Below are 15,580 nucleotides of genomic sequence, written 5' to 3'. Positions count from 1 at the left end.
GATGACTTACGCGGTCCAGTCGAGGATGACCTTGCCGCCCTTGCCGCTCGCGGCGTCGGCGAAGGCCGCCTCGAAGTCGCGGTGACCGTAGCGGCCGGTGATCACGGGGGCGAGGTCGAGGCCGCCTTCGAGCAGCACCGACATGGCGTACCAGGTCTCGAACATCTCGCGGCCGTAGATGCCCTTGATCGTGATCATCGAGGTGACGATCCGGGCCCAATCGACCGGGAACTCCTCGGACGGCAGGCCGAGCATCGCGATCCGGCCGCCGTGCGTCATGTTGGTGATCATGTCGCGCATCGCCTCGGGGCGGCCGGACATCTCCAGGCCGATGTCGAAGCCCTCGCGCAGGCCGAGTTCGCGCTGGCCGTCGGCGATGGTCGCCTTCGACACGTCGAGGGCGAGGCTCACGCCGACCTTGAGCGCCAGGTCCAGGCGCTCCTCGCTCACGTCGGTGATGACGACGTTGCGGGCGCCCGCGTGCCGGGCCACGGCGGCGGCCATCAGGCCGATGGGTCCGGCGCCGGTGATGAGGACGTCCTCGCCGACCAGGGGGAAGGACAGGGCGGTGTGCACGGCGTTGCCGAACGGGTCGAAGATCGCCGCGACATCGAGGTCGACGGGGACGCGGTGCACCCAGACGTTGGCGGCGGGCAGGGCGACGTACTCGGCGAACGCCCCGTCCCTGCCGACGCCGAGCCCGACGGTGGCCCGGCACAGGTGGCGCCGTCCGGCCAGGCAGTTGCGGCACTTGCCGCACACGAGGTGTCCTTCGCCGCTGACGCGGTCGCCGGCCTTGATGTCGGTGACGTCCCGCCCGGTCTCGACGACCTCGCCGACGAACTCGTGCCCGACGACGAGCGGGGTGCGGATGGCCTGCTGCGCCCAGCCGTCCCAGGCCCGGATGTGCAGGTCGGTGCCGCAGATGCCGGTGCGCAGCACCTTGATGAGTACGTCACCGGGTCCGATGACGGGCTCGGGGACGTCGGCGAGCCACAGCCCGGGCTCCGCCTTCTCCTTGACCAGCGCCTTCAACGCTACGGCTCCTGACGGGTGAGGTCCCGGCGCCGGGCACGCCGAAGCGGCCCGCGTCCGAGGAGGGGAGGGGAATCGCACAGCAATCTGCCGTACGACACCGTCCCGGGTCCATCGAGCCTTTCTTAAGCCTGGTCACAGCTTTCCTTCACGCCCCGCACGGCGCCCGGCAGCTCACAGCGGGGGCCTCACAACGGGGAGCCTCACAGCGGCAGCCCGTCCTCCGCGCTGCGTTCGATGCGGCGTACGAGGTCGGCCGCCGTCGACTTGATCGTCGCCAGGCCCGCCCTGCCCCAGACCCGGGGCCGCACGTCGGCCGCGGACACCGTGCCCAGTACCGTCCCCGTGCTGTCGATGAGGGGAGCTCCGAGGTAGGAGCGGATGCCGAACTCGTCGACGACCGGGTTGCCCGCGAACCGCGGATAGTCGCGCACGTCTTCCAGGACCAGCGCCTTGCGCCGGACCACCACGTGCGGGCAGAAACCGTGGTCGCGGGGCTGGACCCGGCCGAACTCGGGGCTGGTGCCGTCCCCGCGCGTCACCGGCGCGATCTCGGGAATCCGCAGCCCCGCGAAGAACTGCCCGTTCTCGACCAGAAAGTTGACCATCGCGTACGGCGCCTCGGCGAGGCGGGCGAGGTGGGCCGCGAAGGCGTCGAGGGCCGGATCCGGGCGCTCCGCGAGACCGAGCCGGCGCAGCCGTCGCACCCGCGCGGGGGCCTCCCGGTCCTCGGGGGTGAGCAGCAGACGTCCGACCGGGCGCGGCGGGTCATAACTCATCGGCGGGCTCCGTCGCTGTGGACGTGCGTCATGTGCGGCTCCGTGGCGGTGTGGGCGGGGATCACCTGTGCGTGCCCGGGCATCACCCGTGCGTGCCCGGGCATCACCTGTGTATGCCTGGGCATCACCTGTGGGCGCCGAACCCCGTCGTGGGGGCCGGTGTGTGGGCGATCAGGTGGCGTACGAGGGTGAGCAGCGTCTGTACGCCGGAACTGGAGATCCGGGCGTCGCAGCGCACGATCGGGATCTCGGGGTGGAGGTCCATGGCCGCGCGCACCTCCTCGGGGTCGTAGCGGTACGCGCCGTCGAACTCGTTGATCGCGACGATGAAGCCGAGTCCGCGTTCCTCGAAGAAGTCGACGGCGGCGAAGGACTCCTCGAGCCGCCGGGTGTCGGCGATGATCACCGCGCCGAGCGCGCCCTCGCACAGCTCGTCCCACATGAACCAGAACCGTTCCTGGCCGGGCGTCCCGAACAGGTACAGCACGTGTTCCGGGTCGAGGGTGATGCGGCCGAAGTCCATGGCCACGGTCGTTTCGAGCTTGTTCTCGATTCCGTCGAGGTTGTCGGTGGCGGCGCTGACCGTGGTGAGCAGTTCCTCCGTGCTCAGCGGAGCGATCTCGCTGACCGCGCCGACGAAGGTCGTCTTGCCCACTCCGAATCCGCCCGCCACGAGGATCTTCAGCGCGGTGGGAAAGGGGTCGCTGGTGTCGTGGCCGGGTCCCGGGACGGATCCGTGGCCGTAGTCAGAGCTGTCGTCGTAGTCCATCGAGCACTGCCTCCAGAAGGGCCCGGTCCGTGGGGTCGTGGTGGAACGCGGCGGGGGGTTTGGTGGTCAGCGCGCCGCAGTCGACGAGGTCCGACAGCAGCACCTTGGTGACTGCCACCGGAAGCCTCAGGTGAGCGGCGAGCTCGGCGACCGGGAGGGGCGCCCGGCACAGGTCGAGTGCCTGTGCGTGCTCGGGGCCGAGATAGCCGAGGGGGGTCGTCCCCGTGGCCATCACCTGGGACATCAGGTCGAGGGCGACGGTGGGCCGGGTACGGCCGTTGCTGACGGTGAAGGGGCGCACCAGCCGACCGGCCGCGTCGTCGAGCCAGGGCCCGTCGCCGGCCGCGGCCACCCTCAAGGCCTCATCGCCGGGGGTTCGACGGCGTGCTGTCGGGGTGCGGTGACCAGGTAGGGGCGCACGCTCTTGACCAGCATCGCCATCTCGTAGCCGAGTACGGCGGCGTCGGCCTCCCGGCCGGCCAGCACGGCGAGACAGGTGCCGGAGCCGGCCGTGGTGACGAAGAGCAGGGTCGAGTCGAGTTCGACGACGACCTGGCGTACGTCTCCGCCGTCGCCGAAGCGGACTCCGGCGCTGCGGCCGAGGGAGTACAGGCCGGAGGCCAACGCCGCCATGTGGTCGGCGCTGTCGGCATCGAGGCCGTGCACGGACTTGACCAGTCCGTCGCAGGACAGGAGCACCGCGCTGCTCGTGTGCGGCACGCGCTGCACGAGGCCGCTCATCAGCCAGTCGAGGTCGGACACTTGGCCGGTCGGCGCATCGCTCGCCATGGTGGATCGACTCCTTGGGGTACGAAGGTCTGCGGGAGCGCTGGTCGTGGTGGAGGTGGGGGCGGGGGCGGGGGTGATCGCCCGGGTGGGCATCCGGGTGGTCATCCGGACGAGTCCCTGTGGGTCGGCTCCCCGTGCGGCGACTCCGGGTGGATCGGCACTACGGGGGCTGCCGCTACGGAAGTCGGCTCTGGTCGGGGCGGCTGTGGGGTGGCCGGCTCTACGGGGGTCGGCTCTGGATGGACCCGCTCCACACGGCTCGGCTCCACGTGGACCGGCCCCGCGTGGGCAGGCTCTACGCGGGCCGGCTCCACGGGACTCGTTCGCACGGGACTCGTTCGCACGTGCTGCTGGGCCTCCGCGAGGCCGATGCCGCGTTGGAAGGCCGCCATCAGGCCCGGGTCGTGGCCCGCGTGGTCCTCGGGTTCCTGGCGCGGCGCGGGGCCGCCGCGCAACTGGGGTGCGATGTGCTCCTGGGCGCGGCGGCGGGGCAGGTGGGGCTTGCCCATGGTGCCGCGCACGGCGCTGTGGCGCGGGACGGGCGGGGTGGCCGCGTGCTCTGCCAGGACGCCCCGGTCGTCGGGCCTGACGCCGGGCACGGCGGCCGCCGGGTTGGACCGGTCCTCGTGGGCGCCGCGCACGGGCAGCGGCACCGGCTCGCCCCCGTGGACACCGGCCGACGCGCTGGGCCCGGGTGCCACGGGAGCCGGCGGCACGGGAACCGGCGCCACGGGAGCCGGCGGCATCGCGGGGCGCGACTGATGCCGGGGCGGTGGTACGGGCGTCGCCTCGGCCCCCGTCGCCTCCTGCGTCCGGTTCGCGGCCGTGGGCCCAGCTCCGGGCTCCGCGCCCAACAGGGCCTGCGGTACGACCAGTACGGCCTGGACACCGCCGTAGATGTTGGTCTGCAGGCGGACGGTGATGCCGTGCCGCCTGGCGAGCTGGGAGACGACGTACAGCCCGATGCGGCCGTCCGCGAGCAGGCGGGCGACGTTGACCTGGTCGGGGTCGGCGAGCAGGGCGTTCATCCGGCTCTGCTCGCCGACGGGCATGCCCAGTCCGCGGTCCTCGACCTCGACGGCGAGGCCGGAGGTGACGAGGTTGGCGCGCATCAGCACCTGGGTCTGCGGGGCGGAGAACAGCGTGGCGTTCTCGACGAGTTCGGCCAGCAGGTGGATGACGTCCGCGACGGCGTGTCCGCGCAGGGTGCCGTCGATCGGCGGGACCAGCCGGACGCGCGAGTACTGCTCGACCTCGGCGATGGCCGAGCGGAGCACCTCGGTCATGTCGACGGGGTTGCTCCACTGCCGACGCGAGACGGCACCGCCGAGCACGGCGAGGTTCTCGGCGTGGCGGCGGATGCGGGTGGCGAGATGGTCGACGTGGAAGAGGCCCTTCAGGAGATCGGGGTCCTCGATCTCGTTCTCCATCTCGTCCAGGATGGAGATCTCCCGGTGCACCAGCGACTGGAGGCGCCGCGCGAGGTTGACGAAGACCTCCAGCTTCTGTTCGCTGCCCGCCTGGCTGGAGAGCTGGGCGGCCCGGACCACGGCGGTGACGGCCCCGTCGTGGGCGCGGGACAGGTCGGCGGCCAGCAGTTCGAAGTCGTCGGCGTCCTGCGGCGGTCCGCCGCGGGGCTTGCGCTGGGGCGGGGTCTCGCCGCGGCGCAGCGCCTCGACCACGGCCTGCAGATCGCCCTCGCCACGCGCGGTGCTGCGGCGCAGGGCTCCGACGCGTTCGTACACCGACCGCGCGGCGCGGTCGGCGGCGACGGCGGCGATGACGACGGCCGCGAGGGCCACCGAGACCGCCCCGGCGAGCACGCCCCACAGGCCGAGGCCGGGCCGGACGCCGGTGGACCGGATGGTGAACAGGACGGCCGCGCAGGCGCTGAGGGCGACCGCGACGGGCGGCAGCACGGCGAGACGCAGGAGCTGGGGCCGTATGTGGGTCTCGGGCAGCGCGGGGGCGGTCTTGGAGGCCGGCCGGCCGTGCCGCCCGCCCTCACGGCGATCTGCTCGCGCGGCCGGGGCGCGGAGGTGAGACATCGGTGTCCTCGTACTGGTCCGTCGGGCCTGGGTGCTCGCGCGTGGTGCCGGACGCCACGCGGACACGCGACGCCACGTGGGCACGCGTCATCGCGGTGTCGGCCGAGAGGACCGGGTGATCCAGCCCTGCGTCGCCCGACGGACACTGACAGTAGTCGCCTGCGCATCATGTGTGGTGGGCAGTTGGCAAAGTCCCTCGGACAACGTCCCGCTCTGGTATGAGGCCTCGTACGACAGGCCGATAAGCCGGTGAAGCGCCCGCTCCGAAAGGACGGAATACCGGTCGGAACCAATCAGAAACTGTCACCGTCGGTGACCATAGGGGCGTCTGCTCAGGCAGGCTGAACGACTCCTCGGCGCCCTGGCACTGACTCCGAGGTCGTCCTCGCCCCGCTGTCACCGATCACCCGCAAGGTCGAGGACGTCCGTGCGGGCCTCGGTGGGAGACGGCCGCGGCCGGGGCCGACGCCAAGGGCGAGCGACCGGATGAGTCACAGCCCGGCACCAGAGGTCCGAGGGCAGCTTCCCCGTCAGTAACGCGGCAGAGCCGTCCTGCTCGGTTCACCCGCCCTCCGCCGCGTTCGCCGACGGACGGCGCTCCTCATCGCGCCACGACTCGTACACCGGCGGGTCGATGTCCAGCCGCGTGCCGAGGGGCACCTGCCGCCCTGTGGAGCGCGGGTTCGGAGCAGCCTCTCGGGCGGCTGCTCCGAACCCTCCGGGCGGTCAGTTGACGGCCAGGACCGCCGTGTTGTTCGTGAGATCCGGGTCGAAGCCGAAGGGGTACTCGCCGAACTCACCGTACGCGGGGTGGATGCTCACGGCACCGGTCGCGCCGGGCACCACGGTGTCGACGCGCACGGAGAACGCGAACGTGCGCCGGGTGTCCTCCAGCACCCAGTACCGCAGGCTGCAGTCGTAGCGCGGGGCCCCCGTCTGCTTCGGGTGGTAGCCGCCGTCGAGGGTGCGCGGGTAGCAGCCGGACGGCACGCCGGTGACCGTGGTGCCTGCGGGAACGACCAGCCGGACCTCGGCGACCGGGTCGCCGGAACCGAGGTTGCCGAGCCAGGCCGGACCGTTGTTCTTGAACGTGAGCTCGGCCGTGGCTGTCTCGCCCGCCGCGCCTGAGACGGTGTCACCGGTCACCGAGAAGTCCGCGGTGTTCTCCGCACCGATCTGGACGACCTCGTAGTCGTTGTCGGGGTCGATGTCCTGGGCGCCGTCGCCCGGCTCGACGTCGATGTCCAGCCGCTCGTTCAGTGCGTGCGGAGCGAGTCGCACCGTCAGCGGCTCGGGCAGCTCGAAGGTGTCGCCCGGCGCCAGCACCTGATCGAACGTGCAGACCGCCTTGTTCGACGGTGCGTAGTCGTTGCCGTCCGTCGTGGTGTAAGTGCAGGCGTCGTACCGGGTCAGATCCGTCAGGCCGTACGAGGCGTACAGCTCGACGGTGAACCCGTTCGCGCTCTCGTTGCCTTTGTTGGTGACCTTGAACGGGATCGTCCGCTCGTCGCCGGGCAGACCCTCCTCGATGCCGGCGACGGGGTCGATGGCGAGGTCGGGCCCTGCGCCGACGGTGAGCGTGGTGTCGAAGCTCTCGTGCGGCGCGGTGAGCGTCCCGTCGGGGCCGCCGGTGGCCGTCGCCTCGTAGGTGATCCTGCCCTGCGCGCCGACTTCGGCACCGGCGGCCGCGCGCACCGTCAGGAACACCTGGTCCTCATAGTCGCCCCCGATCGTGGGGACCACGGGGATGTCACACACCGCGCCGGCGCCGCTCGGCGTGCAGTTGTCGGACCAGGTCACCTCGGCGACCCCGGCGAGGCCGGAGACGTCGACGGTGAGCCTGCCGTCGGTCACCGTGAAGTTGTCGTTGTCGTGGTAGATGCCGACGCCGAGGGTGCGGGACTGCGGCTGACCGCCGTCGGTACCGATCGGCAGCATCTGCTCGTACGGCGTGTTGATCCACAGCTGGTCGCTCTGCGGCGGGTCGTCGGCGGCGAACGCGGGCGAGGCGAGGCCGGCCGCCAGCAGGCCGGCCGCCATCACCACGGCGGCGCCGGATCTGAGACGTACCGGGCGTCCGGCAGATGACAGGCTCATTGCTACCCCCCAAGTGTGTGGAAAGGTGACTGATGTGCCAGGAGCCCCGGCACACCGGAAGGATCATCACACAGCAGGGAAACCCGGCGCGCCCCGGTTTCCAGCCCTGTTGGAGGGCACTCGGGACCTTGCACATCTCGGCACCGACTCGGCCACCTGCCCGTGCACGGGCGACGGTGCTGGCGATGGCGATGGCGGGTGAGTCGCGGTGGCGGGGTGCGTACTTGCCGGAACGGTCGACTTCACCGCGACGACGGCTGGAGCGGGCGACACCCATCGGCCCTCGGGGTCGCAGCGGGCCGTCACCGCGGGCCGGGTCGGCCAGCGTGTGCGAGTACCTCGCCCAGGTAGCGGCCGGTGACTCCGTCGGGGCTGTCGGCGATCTGTTCGGGGGTGCCGGCGGCGGTGACGCGTCCGCCGTGCACACCGCCGCCGGGGCCGAGGTCGATCACGTGACCGGCGTTGGCGATCACGTCGAGGTCGTGCTCGATGAAGACGACGGTGGCCCCGTTGTCGACCAGGCGTTGCAGTACGCCGAGCAGGACGCGGACGTCGAGCGGATGCAGGCCGACGCCGGGTTCGTCCAGGACGAACAGGGCGTCGCGCTGGTCGCGGCCCAGTTCGGTGGCGAGCTTCAGTCGCTGGGCCTCGCCGCCGGACAGGGCGGGGGGTGGCCTCGCCGAGGGTGAGGGACGGCAAGGGTGAGAATCGCTGAGCAATGGCTTCACGCTCCACGCTGGGCGCTCCGTCCAAGGCTCGCAGCAAACGATCCATCCTGCTCTTCAGCCTGGAGACGCTCCGCCGTCCGCACCGTCTCCCCCACCTTGTGCCCGACCGACGTCACCGCTCACCCGCGAGGTCGAGATCCTTCCTGCTCGTCTCGGCCACACCTTCAGTACCCTGGGGACGCCGCCAGGGGTGCGCGACCGGACCCGACACCGCCCGCCACCACGCCTCCACCGGCAGCTTCCCCGCAGGCTCGAACGGCTCGCCCGGCCGCGGGAACGCCACCGCCTGGCCGGCCTCCTCGGCCGCGTCCTTCGTCCACTCCCCCGGCTCCGCCCACGGGTGGGGTGCCAGGTTGAAGGTGCCCCAGTGGATCGGGAGCAGGACCCCGCCCGGCCGGCCTCCTTGGAGGTCGAGATGGGCTTGGACCCCCTGAGCAGGTGTCATGTGGATGTCCGGCCAGAACTCGGCGTACGCCCCGAGCTGGATCATCGTCGCGTCGAACGGGCCGTGGGCGGCGCCGATGTCCAGGAAGCCGTCGAAGTAGCCCGTGTCGCCGCTGTGGTAGACGCGGTGCTCCTCGCCGGCGACGACCCAGGACGCCCAGAGGGTGTGCTGGGTGTTGCGCAGGCCGCGCCCGCAGAAGTGCCGCGCCGGGGTGGCGGTCAGGGTGAGGCCGCCGACGCGCGTCGACTCGTGCCAGTCCAGTTCGCGCAGCCGGTCGGCGGACACGCCCCAGTGTTCGAGGTGGGCGCCGACACCGAGCGGCACCGCGAACAGGGTGTCCGTGCCGGCCAGCGCCTTGATCGTGGGCATGTCCAGGTGGTCGTAGTGGTCGTGGGAGATGACGACCACGTCCACCTCGCCCAGGGCGGCGAGCGGCACCGGGACCGGGTGCAGCCGCTTGGGCCCGGCGAACGGGAACGGGGAGCAGCGCTCGCCCCACACCGGGTCGAAGAGCACCCGCTGCCCGTCTATCTCGGCGAGCACGCTGGAGTGCCCCATCCAGGTCAGCCGCAGTCCGGTGGCAGGCGGCCGGGCCATGTCGGCGAGCGTGGTGGCGTGTACCGGGACCGGTCCCCCCGGGGAACGGCGCAGCCGCGACTCCCGGTCGAAATAGATCTTGGCGAACTCGCGGGCCGATCCGGAGGGCCGGGTGCGGGCGGTGCCTCCGGGGTTCTGGAACACCCCGTCGCGGAAGTGCGGCGAACGGCGGATACGCGCCATGCGCTCACCGCCCGGGTCGGCGCCGAAGGCCGCGGGCCGCGGCACGCGGAGCCCGGTGTGAGGGGAACGGGGGGCGGCCACGGTACCTCCTGGTGGAGTGGGTCAGGATCTCATTGTCGTCCTGTCCGACGTCACCTCGAACGACCGGTGTCACATTCGGGTTCCCTCCACCCGTCGTACCGGTGAGGGCGCCCCGCCAAAGCGCCCGGAACGGCACGGCACGACCGACGGACAGGAGGGTGGCCCCCATGGCCCGCGTATCCCTCACCCCGCCCCGGACGCTCCTCCTCCGCGTCATGGAGTGGTACTCCAGGCGCACCTACGGCAAGGTCCTCGACCCCGGCAAGGCGCCCGACCTCACCAGCCAGGGCTTCAAGGACTCCTGCGACCTGTCCGACACGGGCCGCGGGGCCGGTGCCGCCGCCGCGACGGACTGAATCCAGGGGCCGGAGGCGGGCGTCGCCGCACGTCCGGGCGCCTGTATAGGCTGACGGGCGTGGCGAGAGTCCGGTTGAGTGTGACGGAGCGGCGCGAGGAGCTGCTGTGCGCGGCCATCGAGCAGATATCGGCGCGGGGCGTGGCGGCGTTGCGGATCGCCGACGTGGCCGCCGCGCTCGGTGTCAGCAACGCACTGGTGCTCTATCACTTCTCGACGAAGGAGAAGCTGGTCGCCGCCGCCTTCGCGCACGCCGCCGAGGACGATCTCGCCCATCTGCGCAAGCTGCTGGGCCGCCGTACGTCGGCGCTGCGCCGCCTGCGGACGGCCGTGCGGTGGTACGCCCCCACCGGGCAGGCCAAGGGCTGGCGGCTGTGGATCGAGAGCTGGGCCGTGGCCCTGCGCGAGCCCGACCTGCGTGAGGTCGCGCGGGAGCTCGACCGGCAGTGGAAGGCGGCGATCGCCGAGGTCATCGCGGAGGGCGTGGCCGCCGGGGAGTTCCCGTGCCCGGACCCCGACGGCGCCGCCCTGCGACTGACGGCCCTGCTCGACGGGTTGGCCGTGCAGCTGACGTCGTACGCGGGCGCGGTGACACGGGCCCAGGCACAGGAGTGGACGGACGAGGCGCTCGCCCGGGAACTGGGCCTGGCACGGGAGGCGTTGACGGCATCGCCGCGATGAGCCGCCCGGCCCCGGGATCTCCGCTGCTGCGCCCCGTCCCCGTCTGCCTCCCTGTCCCCCGTCCCCGTCCCGCCTTCAGGCCACCGCGTCGATGCGCGACTTGATGTCGTCCGGCGACAGCGTCCCCTTGGCGGTCACGTGGTCTCCCGAGGACTCTCCGCGCAGCCGGCGTCCGATCCACGGCACCAGGTACTCGCGTGCCCAGTGCACGTCGTCCCGCCGGACGTCGAGGGTGCCGCGGGGCGGCAGCGGCGGCCAGGGCTGGTCCGGGTCGGCCGGGATGCTGAGGCCGAGGACCTGGCCCGCGCGCAGCGCCACACGTGTGTGGCCCTCCGCCGAGAGGTGCAGCCGGTCCGCGTCCCACGCCCTGCGGTCCTGGACGCTCCGGAGCGACCAGAGGTCGAGCACCGGGCAGCCGTAGCGGTCGGCGACGGCGCGCACGTGTCCGTTGTACGTGGCGATCTTGCCGCGCAGATGCTTGAGGACGGGCACCTTGCGGGTGTCGAACCCGGTCGTCACCAGGACGGTGCCGGCCGCGGCGGTCAGCGCGGACACCGCCCGTTCGAACCGCTCGGCCACCTCGTCGGGGTCGGTGCCGGGCCGGATGATGTCGTTGCCGCCCGCACAGAACGAGACCAGGTCCGGTGCGAGTTCGACGGCCCGCGGGACCTGCTCCGCCACGATCTGGTCGAGCAGCCTGCCGCGCACGGCGAGGTTCGTGTACGTGAAGTCGCCCTCGGGGCGCCGGTCCGCGAGCAGGACGGCGAACCGGTCGGCCCAGCCGACGAACGCCCCGTCGGGGCCGGGGTCGCCGACGCCCTCGGTGAAGCTGTCCCCCACCGCCACGTACGACCCGATCACTGCTCTGCTGTCACTCTTCGAATCGTCTGCCACATCGGCCCATGATTCACCGTGGAATGTGACCTACGCGACCGTAGGAAGGGGTTGACGGGCGGTGAGAAAAACCACGCCTAAAGTGTTCGTCAATTCCGGAATACGCGGAAGACCGACGACAGGCCGAAGACGGACCGTAGGCCGAAGGCCGGACCCGGGGATCGGGGTCCGGCCTTCGGTGGCGCGGAGGCCGCGCCGAAACCGGCGTCAGACCGAGACGCCGTGCGAGCGCAAGTAGGACAGCGGGTCCACGTCCGAGCCGTAGTCCGGCGTGGTGCGGATCTCGAAGTGCAGGTGCGGGCCGGTCACGTTGCCGGTGGCGCCCGAGAGGCCGACCTGCTGGCCCGCCGTCACCGACTGGCCGGCGGAGACGGAGAGCGAGGACAGGTGGGCGTACTGGGCGTAGTGGCCGTCGGCGAGCTTGATGACGACCTGGTTGCCGTACGCGCCGCCCCAGCCGGCGGAGACGACCGTGCCCGCGCCGACGGCCTTGAGCGAGGTGCCGGTCGGGACGACGAAGTCCGTGCCGGTGTGGTAGCCGCTGGACCACATGCTGCCCGACTGGTGGTACGGCGTACCGACGCTGCCGCCGGCGACGGGGGAGGTGTAACCGTTCGACGACTTCTCCGGCTCGGTGCTGTCCGACGCGGCGCTCTTCGGCGCGGTGCTCTTCGGCGCCGCGGGCTTCTCGGCGGACTCGTCCGCGGCCTTCTGGCCGATCGACAGCTCGAGGCCCGGGTGGATCAACGCCGGGTCGGAGCCGATGACCTGGCGGTTGTCCGAGTAGAGCTTCTTCCAGCCGCCGTCGACGTGCTGCTCGTCAGCGATCTTCGACAGGTAGTCACCGCTCCGCACGGTGTACGTCGTCGCGCCCGAGTTCTTCCCGGCGCTGTTCCCGGCGGCCTGCTCGGCCGTCGTCGGGAGGGACTGCGCGGCCTGCTCGGAGACGGACTGCGCGGGAGCGGCCTGGGCACCGGCGGCACCCATCAGCGGGAGGGCGAGCGCGGCGCCACCGGTTCCGGCGACGGCGAGGGTTCGGGTGAGGCGCATGGCCCTGGTACGGCGGTGCTTACCCTTCGCGGGCATGGCGGATTCCTCTCCGGCGCCTGCGAGGTGAGCTGTCGGGTGCGGGCTGGAGATGCCCGGCCGCGCCGAAGCGCGGCTTTACCCCGAGCCGTTCCGGGAACCGGAACAGGCAGTGGTACCTGTGGGTCCCCCGCTCCTGCCGGGTACGGGTGATGGATGAGTGGGGCTCCGGTCGGCGGCAGGATTAGGCGTCCGTCCGGATCGGTGGTGAACGTAAGGGACCAGGACTCCCAGGGACAAGCGTGACTTTCCTGGGGCGGGACTTTCATGTGATCCATTGCGGGAATCGCCGGTCACACTCCGTCGATTTCACATGCGGCCCTTCACGTAAACGGCCTTGAAAACCGCCAGAATTACGTGAGCATGACGAACAACGCACCGTCACGGATATGACGCTGCTCACCCGAGACCGCCCCAGCCTCTTTTATTCCAGAGCGAGTTGGAAGGAAGGCGTCAATTTCGGACAGAAGAGCCAAAAGAGTCAGAAGGCTCAGATGCGGCGCAGCCGGATGACCGTGGCGTCGAGGTCCCCACGCAGAGCGAGGCACACACCGTGGTGCAGCGGGACCGCCCCTCGATGCACTTCACCCGTTTCACGGCATGCGTACGGTGCTTCCGGGTCGAGCCCGCGCCACCTCGGCGCGGGTACGGGCTCGCCGTGGTGCTGGGCCTGCAGCCGGGCGAGGACGGCGGTCCCGTCGCCGAACACGTACTGCACGGCACTGAGCCCGCCCCGCGGAGGCCGCAGCCGGTAGAGGTCGCCGCGCCGCACGAGGGGCCGGATCCCCTCGTGGAGAGCCACCGGTCCCGGGCCTCGGCCGGCTCCGCCTCGGTCCACTTCGTGAGGTCGCCGCCGATGCCGACCCCGGCCATCGCGCTGACGAACCGGAAGCGCAGGGAGCCGACCCGGCCGTTGCGCATGGCGTTGGGGGCTGTCGGTGACCCAGGCGGCCGTGACCCGCGCCGGGTGGATCCGACTGAGCCCTCCTGGACGGCGAGTCGGTCGAGCGGGTCGGTGTTGTCAGACGTCCACACCTGGTCCGTGCGGGCGAGCACCCCGAGGCGCCGGGAGCGCGATGCGCGGGCCCCAGTGGAGATGCACGAGCTCGTCGCGTCCGGTGAGGTGAAGGGCGTAGGCGCTGCCCGGTCCGGTGCGGAGCCAGGTGCGGCCGTCTTCGGAGATCTCCGGCATCAGGCCCCCACAAGGAAGAAACGGATGCGAACAGGTTCGCTCAGATACCAACATCGTTGCCACTGGTGCGGTCCTCCCGCAATGCCCTGTGGACAACTCATTGCCCCAGGCAAGAGATGCCGTATCGTCGAGTGGCGCCCGTCGTCGAGCAGCGCCGGCGGGGCGGAGTGGGAGGAGCCCCCGTGACGCAGCAGGTCCCGTCGACCGAGCCCGAGCTGGCCGGTGTGCGCAACTTCCGCGATCTGGGCGGACTGCCCACCGTGGACGGGCGGCGGGTGCGGCAGGGGGTGCTGTTCCGCAGCGGTCACCTGGCGCACGCCACCGGGGAGGACACGGCGTTCCTGGCCTCACTGGGCCTGCACACCGTCTTCGACTTCCGCAACGCGGCCGACCAGAAGCTCGAGGGTCCGGACGTCGAGCTTCCGGGCGTGCGCAACGTGAACCTGCCGCTGAGCGATCCGGCCGACGGCGCCGAGTTCTGGAAGATGGTCCGCGACGGCGACCTCGACCAGCTGCGCGAGATCCTGGCGGACGACAAGGGCGCCCAGCGGATGATCGGCTCCTACCGCACGATCATCAAGGAGCGCACGGCGGAGCACTCCCGGGTGCTGCACGCACTCGCCGAGGACAGCGTCCCCGCCCTGATGCACTGCGCGGCCGGCAAGGACCGCGCGGGCCTGTCGATCGCGATCACCCTGCTCGCCCTCGGCGTCGAACGCGAGGCCGTCGTCGAGGACTACCTGAAGTCGAACGCCGCCCACCGCCGCTACAAGGTGCACCGCAGCAGCTCCGCCGCCTCGGCGTACTCCCCCGAGGTCATGGAGCTGCTCAACCCGCTGTTCGACGCGCGCGCCGAGTATCTGACGGCGGCCTTCGAGACCGTGGAGGAGACCTGGGGCGGGGTCGACGCCTACCTGGAGAAGGGCCTGCGGGTCACTCCGGAGACCCGGGAGCGGCTGCGCGAGCGGATGCTGGACTGAGCCACGCGCCCGGTCGGTCGCCGGCTACTTGGCCCCCACCTCGAACAGCAGGTACAGGAAGGCACCGAAGACGTGCCCGAGGGCGATGTAGATGAAGAGTCGTACCCACAGGGCACGCGGAAACTTGTCCTGAATGGCGCTCATGGCATCTCTCCGGGGGTCGGGCCGAGGCACAGCGCGGCCGTGGGGCTCTGCAACAGGGTGTGGACGAAGAGCAGCTCGACCCCGTCGGGGTCCCGTGCGGCGATCCGGTGCGGGGTCAGCGAGTCGAAGTGCGCGCTGTCCCCCTGCCCGAGCCGGTGCACCGTGTCCCCGAGGCGCAGCCGCAGCCGGCCCCTGAGGACATACAGCCACTCCTCACCGGGGTGCACCCGCACGATGTCGCCCTGGGAGCCGTGCGGCACATGGACGCGCAGGGCCTGCATCCCGCGGCCGGCCCCTCCCGCCTGCCAGTACGTCCAGCCGCCCGCCTCCGTCGGCTCCATGGCGTCGGCGCGCACGACGGCGTCCCGGTCGGCGGCCGTCTCGCCGAGCAGCTCCGAGACGGTCGTACCGTAGACACGGGCGAGGGAGAGCAGCATCGGCAGCGAGGGCTGGCGCTGCCCGGTCTCCAGCCGCGAGAGGTGGGCGGGCGACAGCCCGGCCGAGCGGGCCGCCACCTCCAGGGTGAGGGCGGCCCTGCGGCGCAGGGCGCGCAGCTGCGGCGCGACGACGGACACCGCGGCCGCCGCTCCGTCCGCCACGTCCGCCACGTCCGGCGACGGCGGCTCCGTCTCGTGCGAGGTCATGCCTCCATTCAGCCCGAGAATTACCCAGGAGGCAATTTTCTTGCCTCACAGGC

The 15,580-nt window shown here is 71.7% G+C and carries 17 protein-coding genes, 1 pseudogene and 1 riboswitch; of the genes and pseudogenes, 3 read left to right on the top strand and 15 right to left on the bottom strand.

Going from position 1 to position 15,580, the window contains the following annotated elements; all coding sequences use genetic code 11:
- Positions 1-6: 6 nt before the first annotated feature.
- The 9 genes from tdh to RM812_RS01660 all read right to left on the bottom strand — a co-directional run bounded on the left by tdh (position 7) and on the right by RM812_RS01660 (position 9,551).
- Positions 7-1,035, bottom strand: a complete 1,029-nt coding sequence (tdh, locus tag RM812_RS01700; protein WP_311570548.1) for an L-threonine 3-dehydrogenase — start codon at positions 1,033-1,035, stop codon at positions 7-9.
- Between the two features lie 203 nt (positions 1,036-1,238).
- Positions 1,239-1,814 carry a GAF domain-containing protein gene (locus tag RM812_RS01695; RefSeq protein WP_311570547.1) on the bottom strand — a complete coding sequence of 192 codons (576 nt, stop codon included), beginning with the start codon at positions 1,812-1,814 and terminating at the stop codon, positions 1,239-1,241.
- Between the two features lie 124 nt (positions 1,815-1,938).
- Positions 1,939-2,583, bottom strand: a complete 645-nt coding sequence (locus tag RM812_RS01690; protein WP_311570546.1) for a GTP-binding protein — start codon at positions 2,581-2,583, stop codon at positions 1,939-1,941.
- Complete coding sequence (locus RM812_RS01685) at positions 2,561-2,935, bottom strand: DUF742 domain-containing protein (RefSeq protein ID WP_311570545.1); 375 nt, start codon at positions 2,933-2,935, stop codon at positions 2,561-2,563. The genes RM812_RS01690 and RM812_RS01685 overlap by 23 nt, the downstream gene beginning before the upstream one ends.
- A 2-nt stretch (positions 2,936-2,937) precedes the next feature.
- The gene (locus RM812_RS01680) at positions 2,938-3,372 is read right to left on the bottom strand and encodes a roadblock/LC7 domain-containing protein (protein WP_064730860.1); all 435 of its coding nucleotides are present in this window, start codon (positions 3,370-3,372) and stop codon (positions 2,938-2,940) included.
- Between the two features lie 101 nt (positions 3,373-3,473).
- Positions 3,474-5,420, bottom strand: a complete 1,947-nt coding sequence (locus RM812_RS01675) for an ATP-binding protein (RefSeq protein ID WP_311570544.1) — start codon at positions 5,418-5,420, stop codon at positions 3,474-3,476.
- 726 nt (positions 5,421-6,146) lie between these two features.
- Entirely contained in the window at positions 6,147-7,517 is a 1,371-nt protein-coding gene (locus RM812_RS01670) for a COG1361 family protein (protein WP_311570543.1), read from the bottom strand.
- Between the two features lie 302 nt (positions 7,518-7,819).
- Positions 7,820-8,236, bottom strand: a complete 417-nt coding sequence (locus RM812_RS01665) for a hypothetical protein (RefSeq protein ID WP_311570542.1) — start codon at positions 8,234-8,236, stop codon at positions 7,820-7,822.
- Positions 8,237-8,357: 121 nt separating this feature from the next.
- Positions 8,358-9,551, bottom strand: a complete 1,194-nt coding sequence (locus RM812_RS01660; RefSeq protein WP_311570541.1) for an MBL fold metallo-hydrolase — start codon at positions 9,549-9,551, stop codon at positions 8,358-8,360.
- A gap of 167 nt (positions 9,552-9,718) precedes the next feature.
- On the opposite strand from RM812_RS01660, the gene RM812_RS01655 reads away from it, so the two are divergent.
- Together RM812_RS01655 and RM812_RS01650 are read left to right on the top strand one after the other, a co-directional pair.
- Positions 9,719-9,907, top strand: a complete 189-nt coding sequence (locus RM812_RS01655) for a hypothetical protein (protein WP_311570540.1) — start codon at positions 9,719-9,721, stop codon at positions 9,905-9,907.
- Positions 9,908-9,966: 59 nt separating this feature from the next.
- Complete coding sequence (locus RM812_RS01650; protein WP_311570539.1) at positions 9,967-10,587, top strand: TetR/AcrR family transcriptional regulator; 621 nt, start codon at positions 9,967-9,969, stop codon at positions 10,585-10,587.
- A 75-nt stretch (positions 10,588-10,662) separates the two neighbouring features.
- Here RM812_RS01650 and RM812_RS01645 read toward each other — a convergent pair whose 3' ends face one another.
- The 4 genes and pseudogenes from RM812_RS01645 to RM812_RS42985 form a co-directional block, all read right to left on the bottom strand.
- A complete protein-coding gene (locus RM812_RS01645) occupies positions 10,663-11,448 on the bottom strand; it encodes an SGNH/GDSL hydrolase family protein (protein WP_311570621.1) in 786 nt (261 codons plus the stop codon).
- A 240-nt stretch (positions 11,449-11,688) separates the two neighbouring features.
- Positions 11,689-12,567, bottom strand: a complete 879-nt coding sequence (locus RM812_RS01640; protein WP_311570538.1) for a M23 family metallopeptidase — start codon at positions 12,565-12,567, stop codon at positions 11,689-11,691.
- A 4-nt stretch (positions 12,568-12,571) separates the two neighbouring features.
- A riboswitch (cyclic di-AMP (ydaO/yuaA leader) is annotated at positions 12,572-12,729 on the bottom strand.
- Positions 12,730-13,057: 328 nt separating this feature from the next.
- Positions 13,058-13,369, bottom strand: coding sequence for a GH36 C-terminal domain-containing protein (locus tag RM812_RS42990; protein WP_394816408.1), 312 nt, complete (start codon positions 13,367-13,369; stop codon positions 13,058-13,060).
- Between the two features lie 74 nt (positions 13,370-13,443).
- Positions 13,444-13,623: pseudogene (locus tag RM812_RS42985) on the bottom strand (hypothetical protein); the annotation flags it as partial.
- A gap of 318 nt (positions 13,624-13,941) precedes the next feature.
- On the opposite strand from RM812_RS42985, the gene RM812_RS01630 reads away from it, so the two are divergent.
- Positions 13,942-14,739 (top strand): tyrosine-protein phosphatase, encoded by a 798-nt coding sequence (locus tag RM812_RS01630; protein ID WP_311570537.1) that lies wholly within the window; start codon positions 13,942-13,944, stop codon positions 14,737-14,739.
- A 24-nt stretch (positions 14,740-14,763) separates the two neighbouring features.
- Here RM812_RS01630 and RM812_RS01625 read toward each other — a convergent pair whose 3' ends face one another.
- Both RM812_RS01625 and RM812_RS01620 read right to left on the bottom strand, forming a co-directional pair.
- Positions 14,764-14,883 carry a DUF6126 family protein gene (locus RM812_RS01625; protein WP_217145942.1) on the bottom strand — a complete coding sequence of 40 codons (120 nt, stop codon included), beginning with the start codon at positions 14,881-14,883 and terminating at the stop codon, positions 14,764-14,766.
- Positions 14,880-15,527 (bottom strand): helix-turn-helix domain-containing protein, encoded by a 648-nt coding sequence (locus RM812_RS01620; RefSeq protein WP_311570536.1) that lies wholly within the window; start codon positions 15,525-15,527, stop codon positions 14,880-14,882. The genes RM812_RS01625 and RM812_RS01620 overlap by 4 nt, the downstream gene beginning before the upstream one ends.
- Positions 15,528-15,580 lie beyond the last annotated feature (53 nt).

This window comes from Streptomyces lancefieldiae, from assembly GCF_031845825.1.
GTDB classification, from domain to species: Bacteria; Actinomycetota; Actinomycetes; order Streptomycetales; family Streptomycetaceae; genus Streptomyces; species Streptomyces lancefieldiae.
The sequence above is the reverse complement of the archived record's forward strand: the minus strand, read 5'-3'. Positions and strand labels throughout refer to the sequence as shown.

Bases quoted from the DNA above. Each gene is read 5' to 3' on its own strand.
- RM812_RS01675 (WP_311570544.1), bottom strand. From the start codon at position 5,420: ATGTCTCACCTCCGCGCCCCGGCCGCGCGAGCAGATCGCCGTGAGGGC.
- RM812_RS01670 (WP_311570543.1), bottom strand. From the start codon at position 7,517: ATGAGCCTGTCATCTGCCGGACGCCCGGTACGTCTCAGATCCGGCGCC.
- RM812_RS01695 (WP_311570547.1), bottom strand. From the start codon at position 1,814: ATGAGTTATGACCCGCCGCGCCCGGTCGGACGTCTGCTGCTCACCCCC.
- RM812_RS01690 (WP_311570546.1), bottom strand. From the start codon at position 2,583: ATGGACTACGACGACAGCTCTGACTACGGCCACGGATCCGTCCCGGGA.
- RM812_RS01655 (WP_311570540.1), top strand. From the start codon at position 9,719: ATGGCCCGCGTATCCCTCACCCCGCCCCGGACGCTCCTCCTCCGCGTC.
- RM812_RS01620 (WP_311570536.1), bottom strand. From the start codon at position 15,527: ATGACCTCGCACGAGACGGAGCCGCCGTCGCCGGACGTGGCGGACGTG.
- RM812_RS01625 (WP_217145942.1), bottom strand. From the start codon at position 14,883: ATGAGCGCCATTCAGGACAAGTTTCCGCGTGCCCTGTGGGTACGACTC.
- RM812_RS01640 (WP_311570538.1), bottom strand. From the start codon at position 12,567: ATGCCCGCGAAGGGTAAGCACCGCCGTACCAGGGCCATGCGCCTCACC.
- RM812_RS01680 (WP_064730860.1), bottom strand. From the start codon at position 3,372: ATGGCGAGCGATGCGCCGACCGGCCAAGTGTCCGACCTCGACTGGCTG.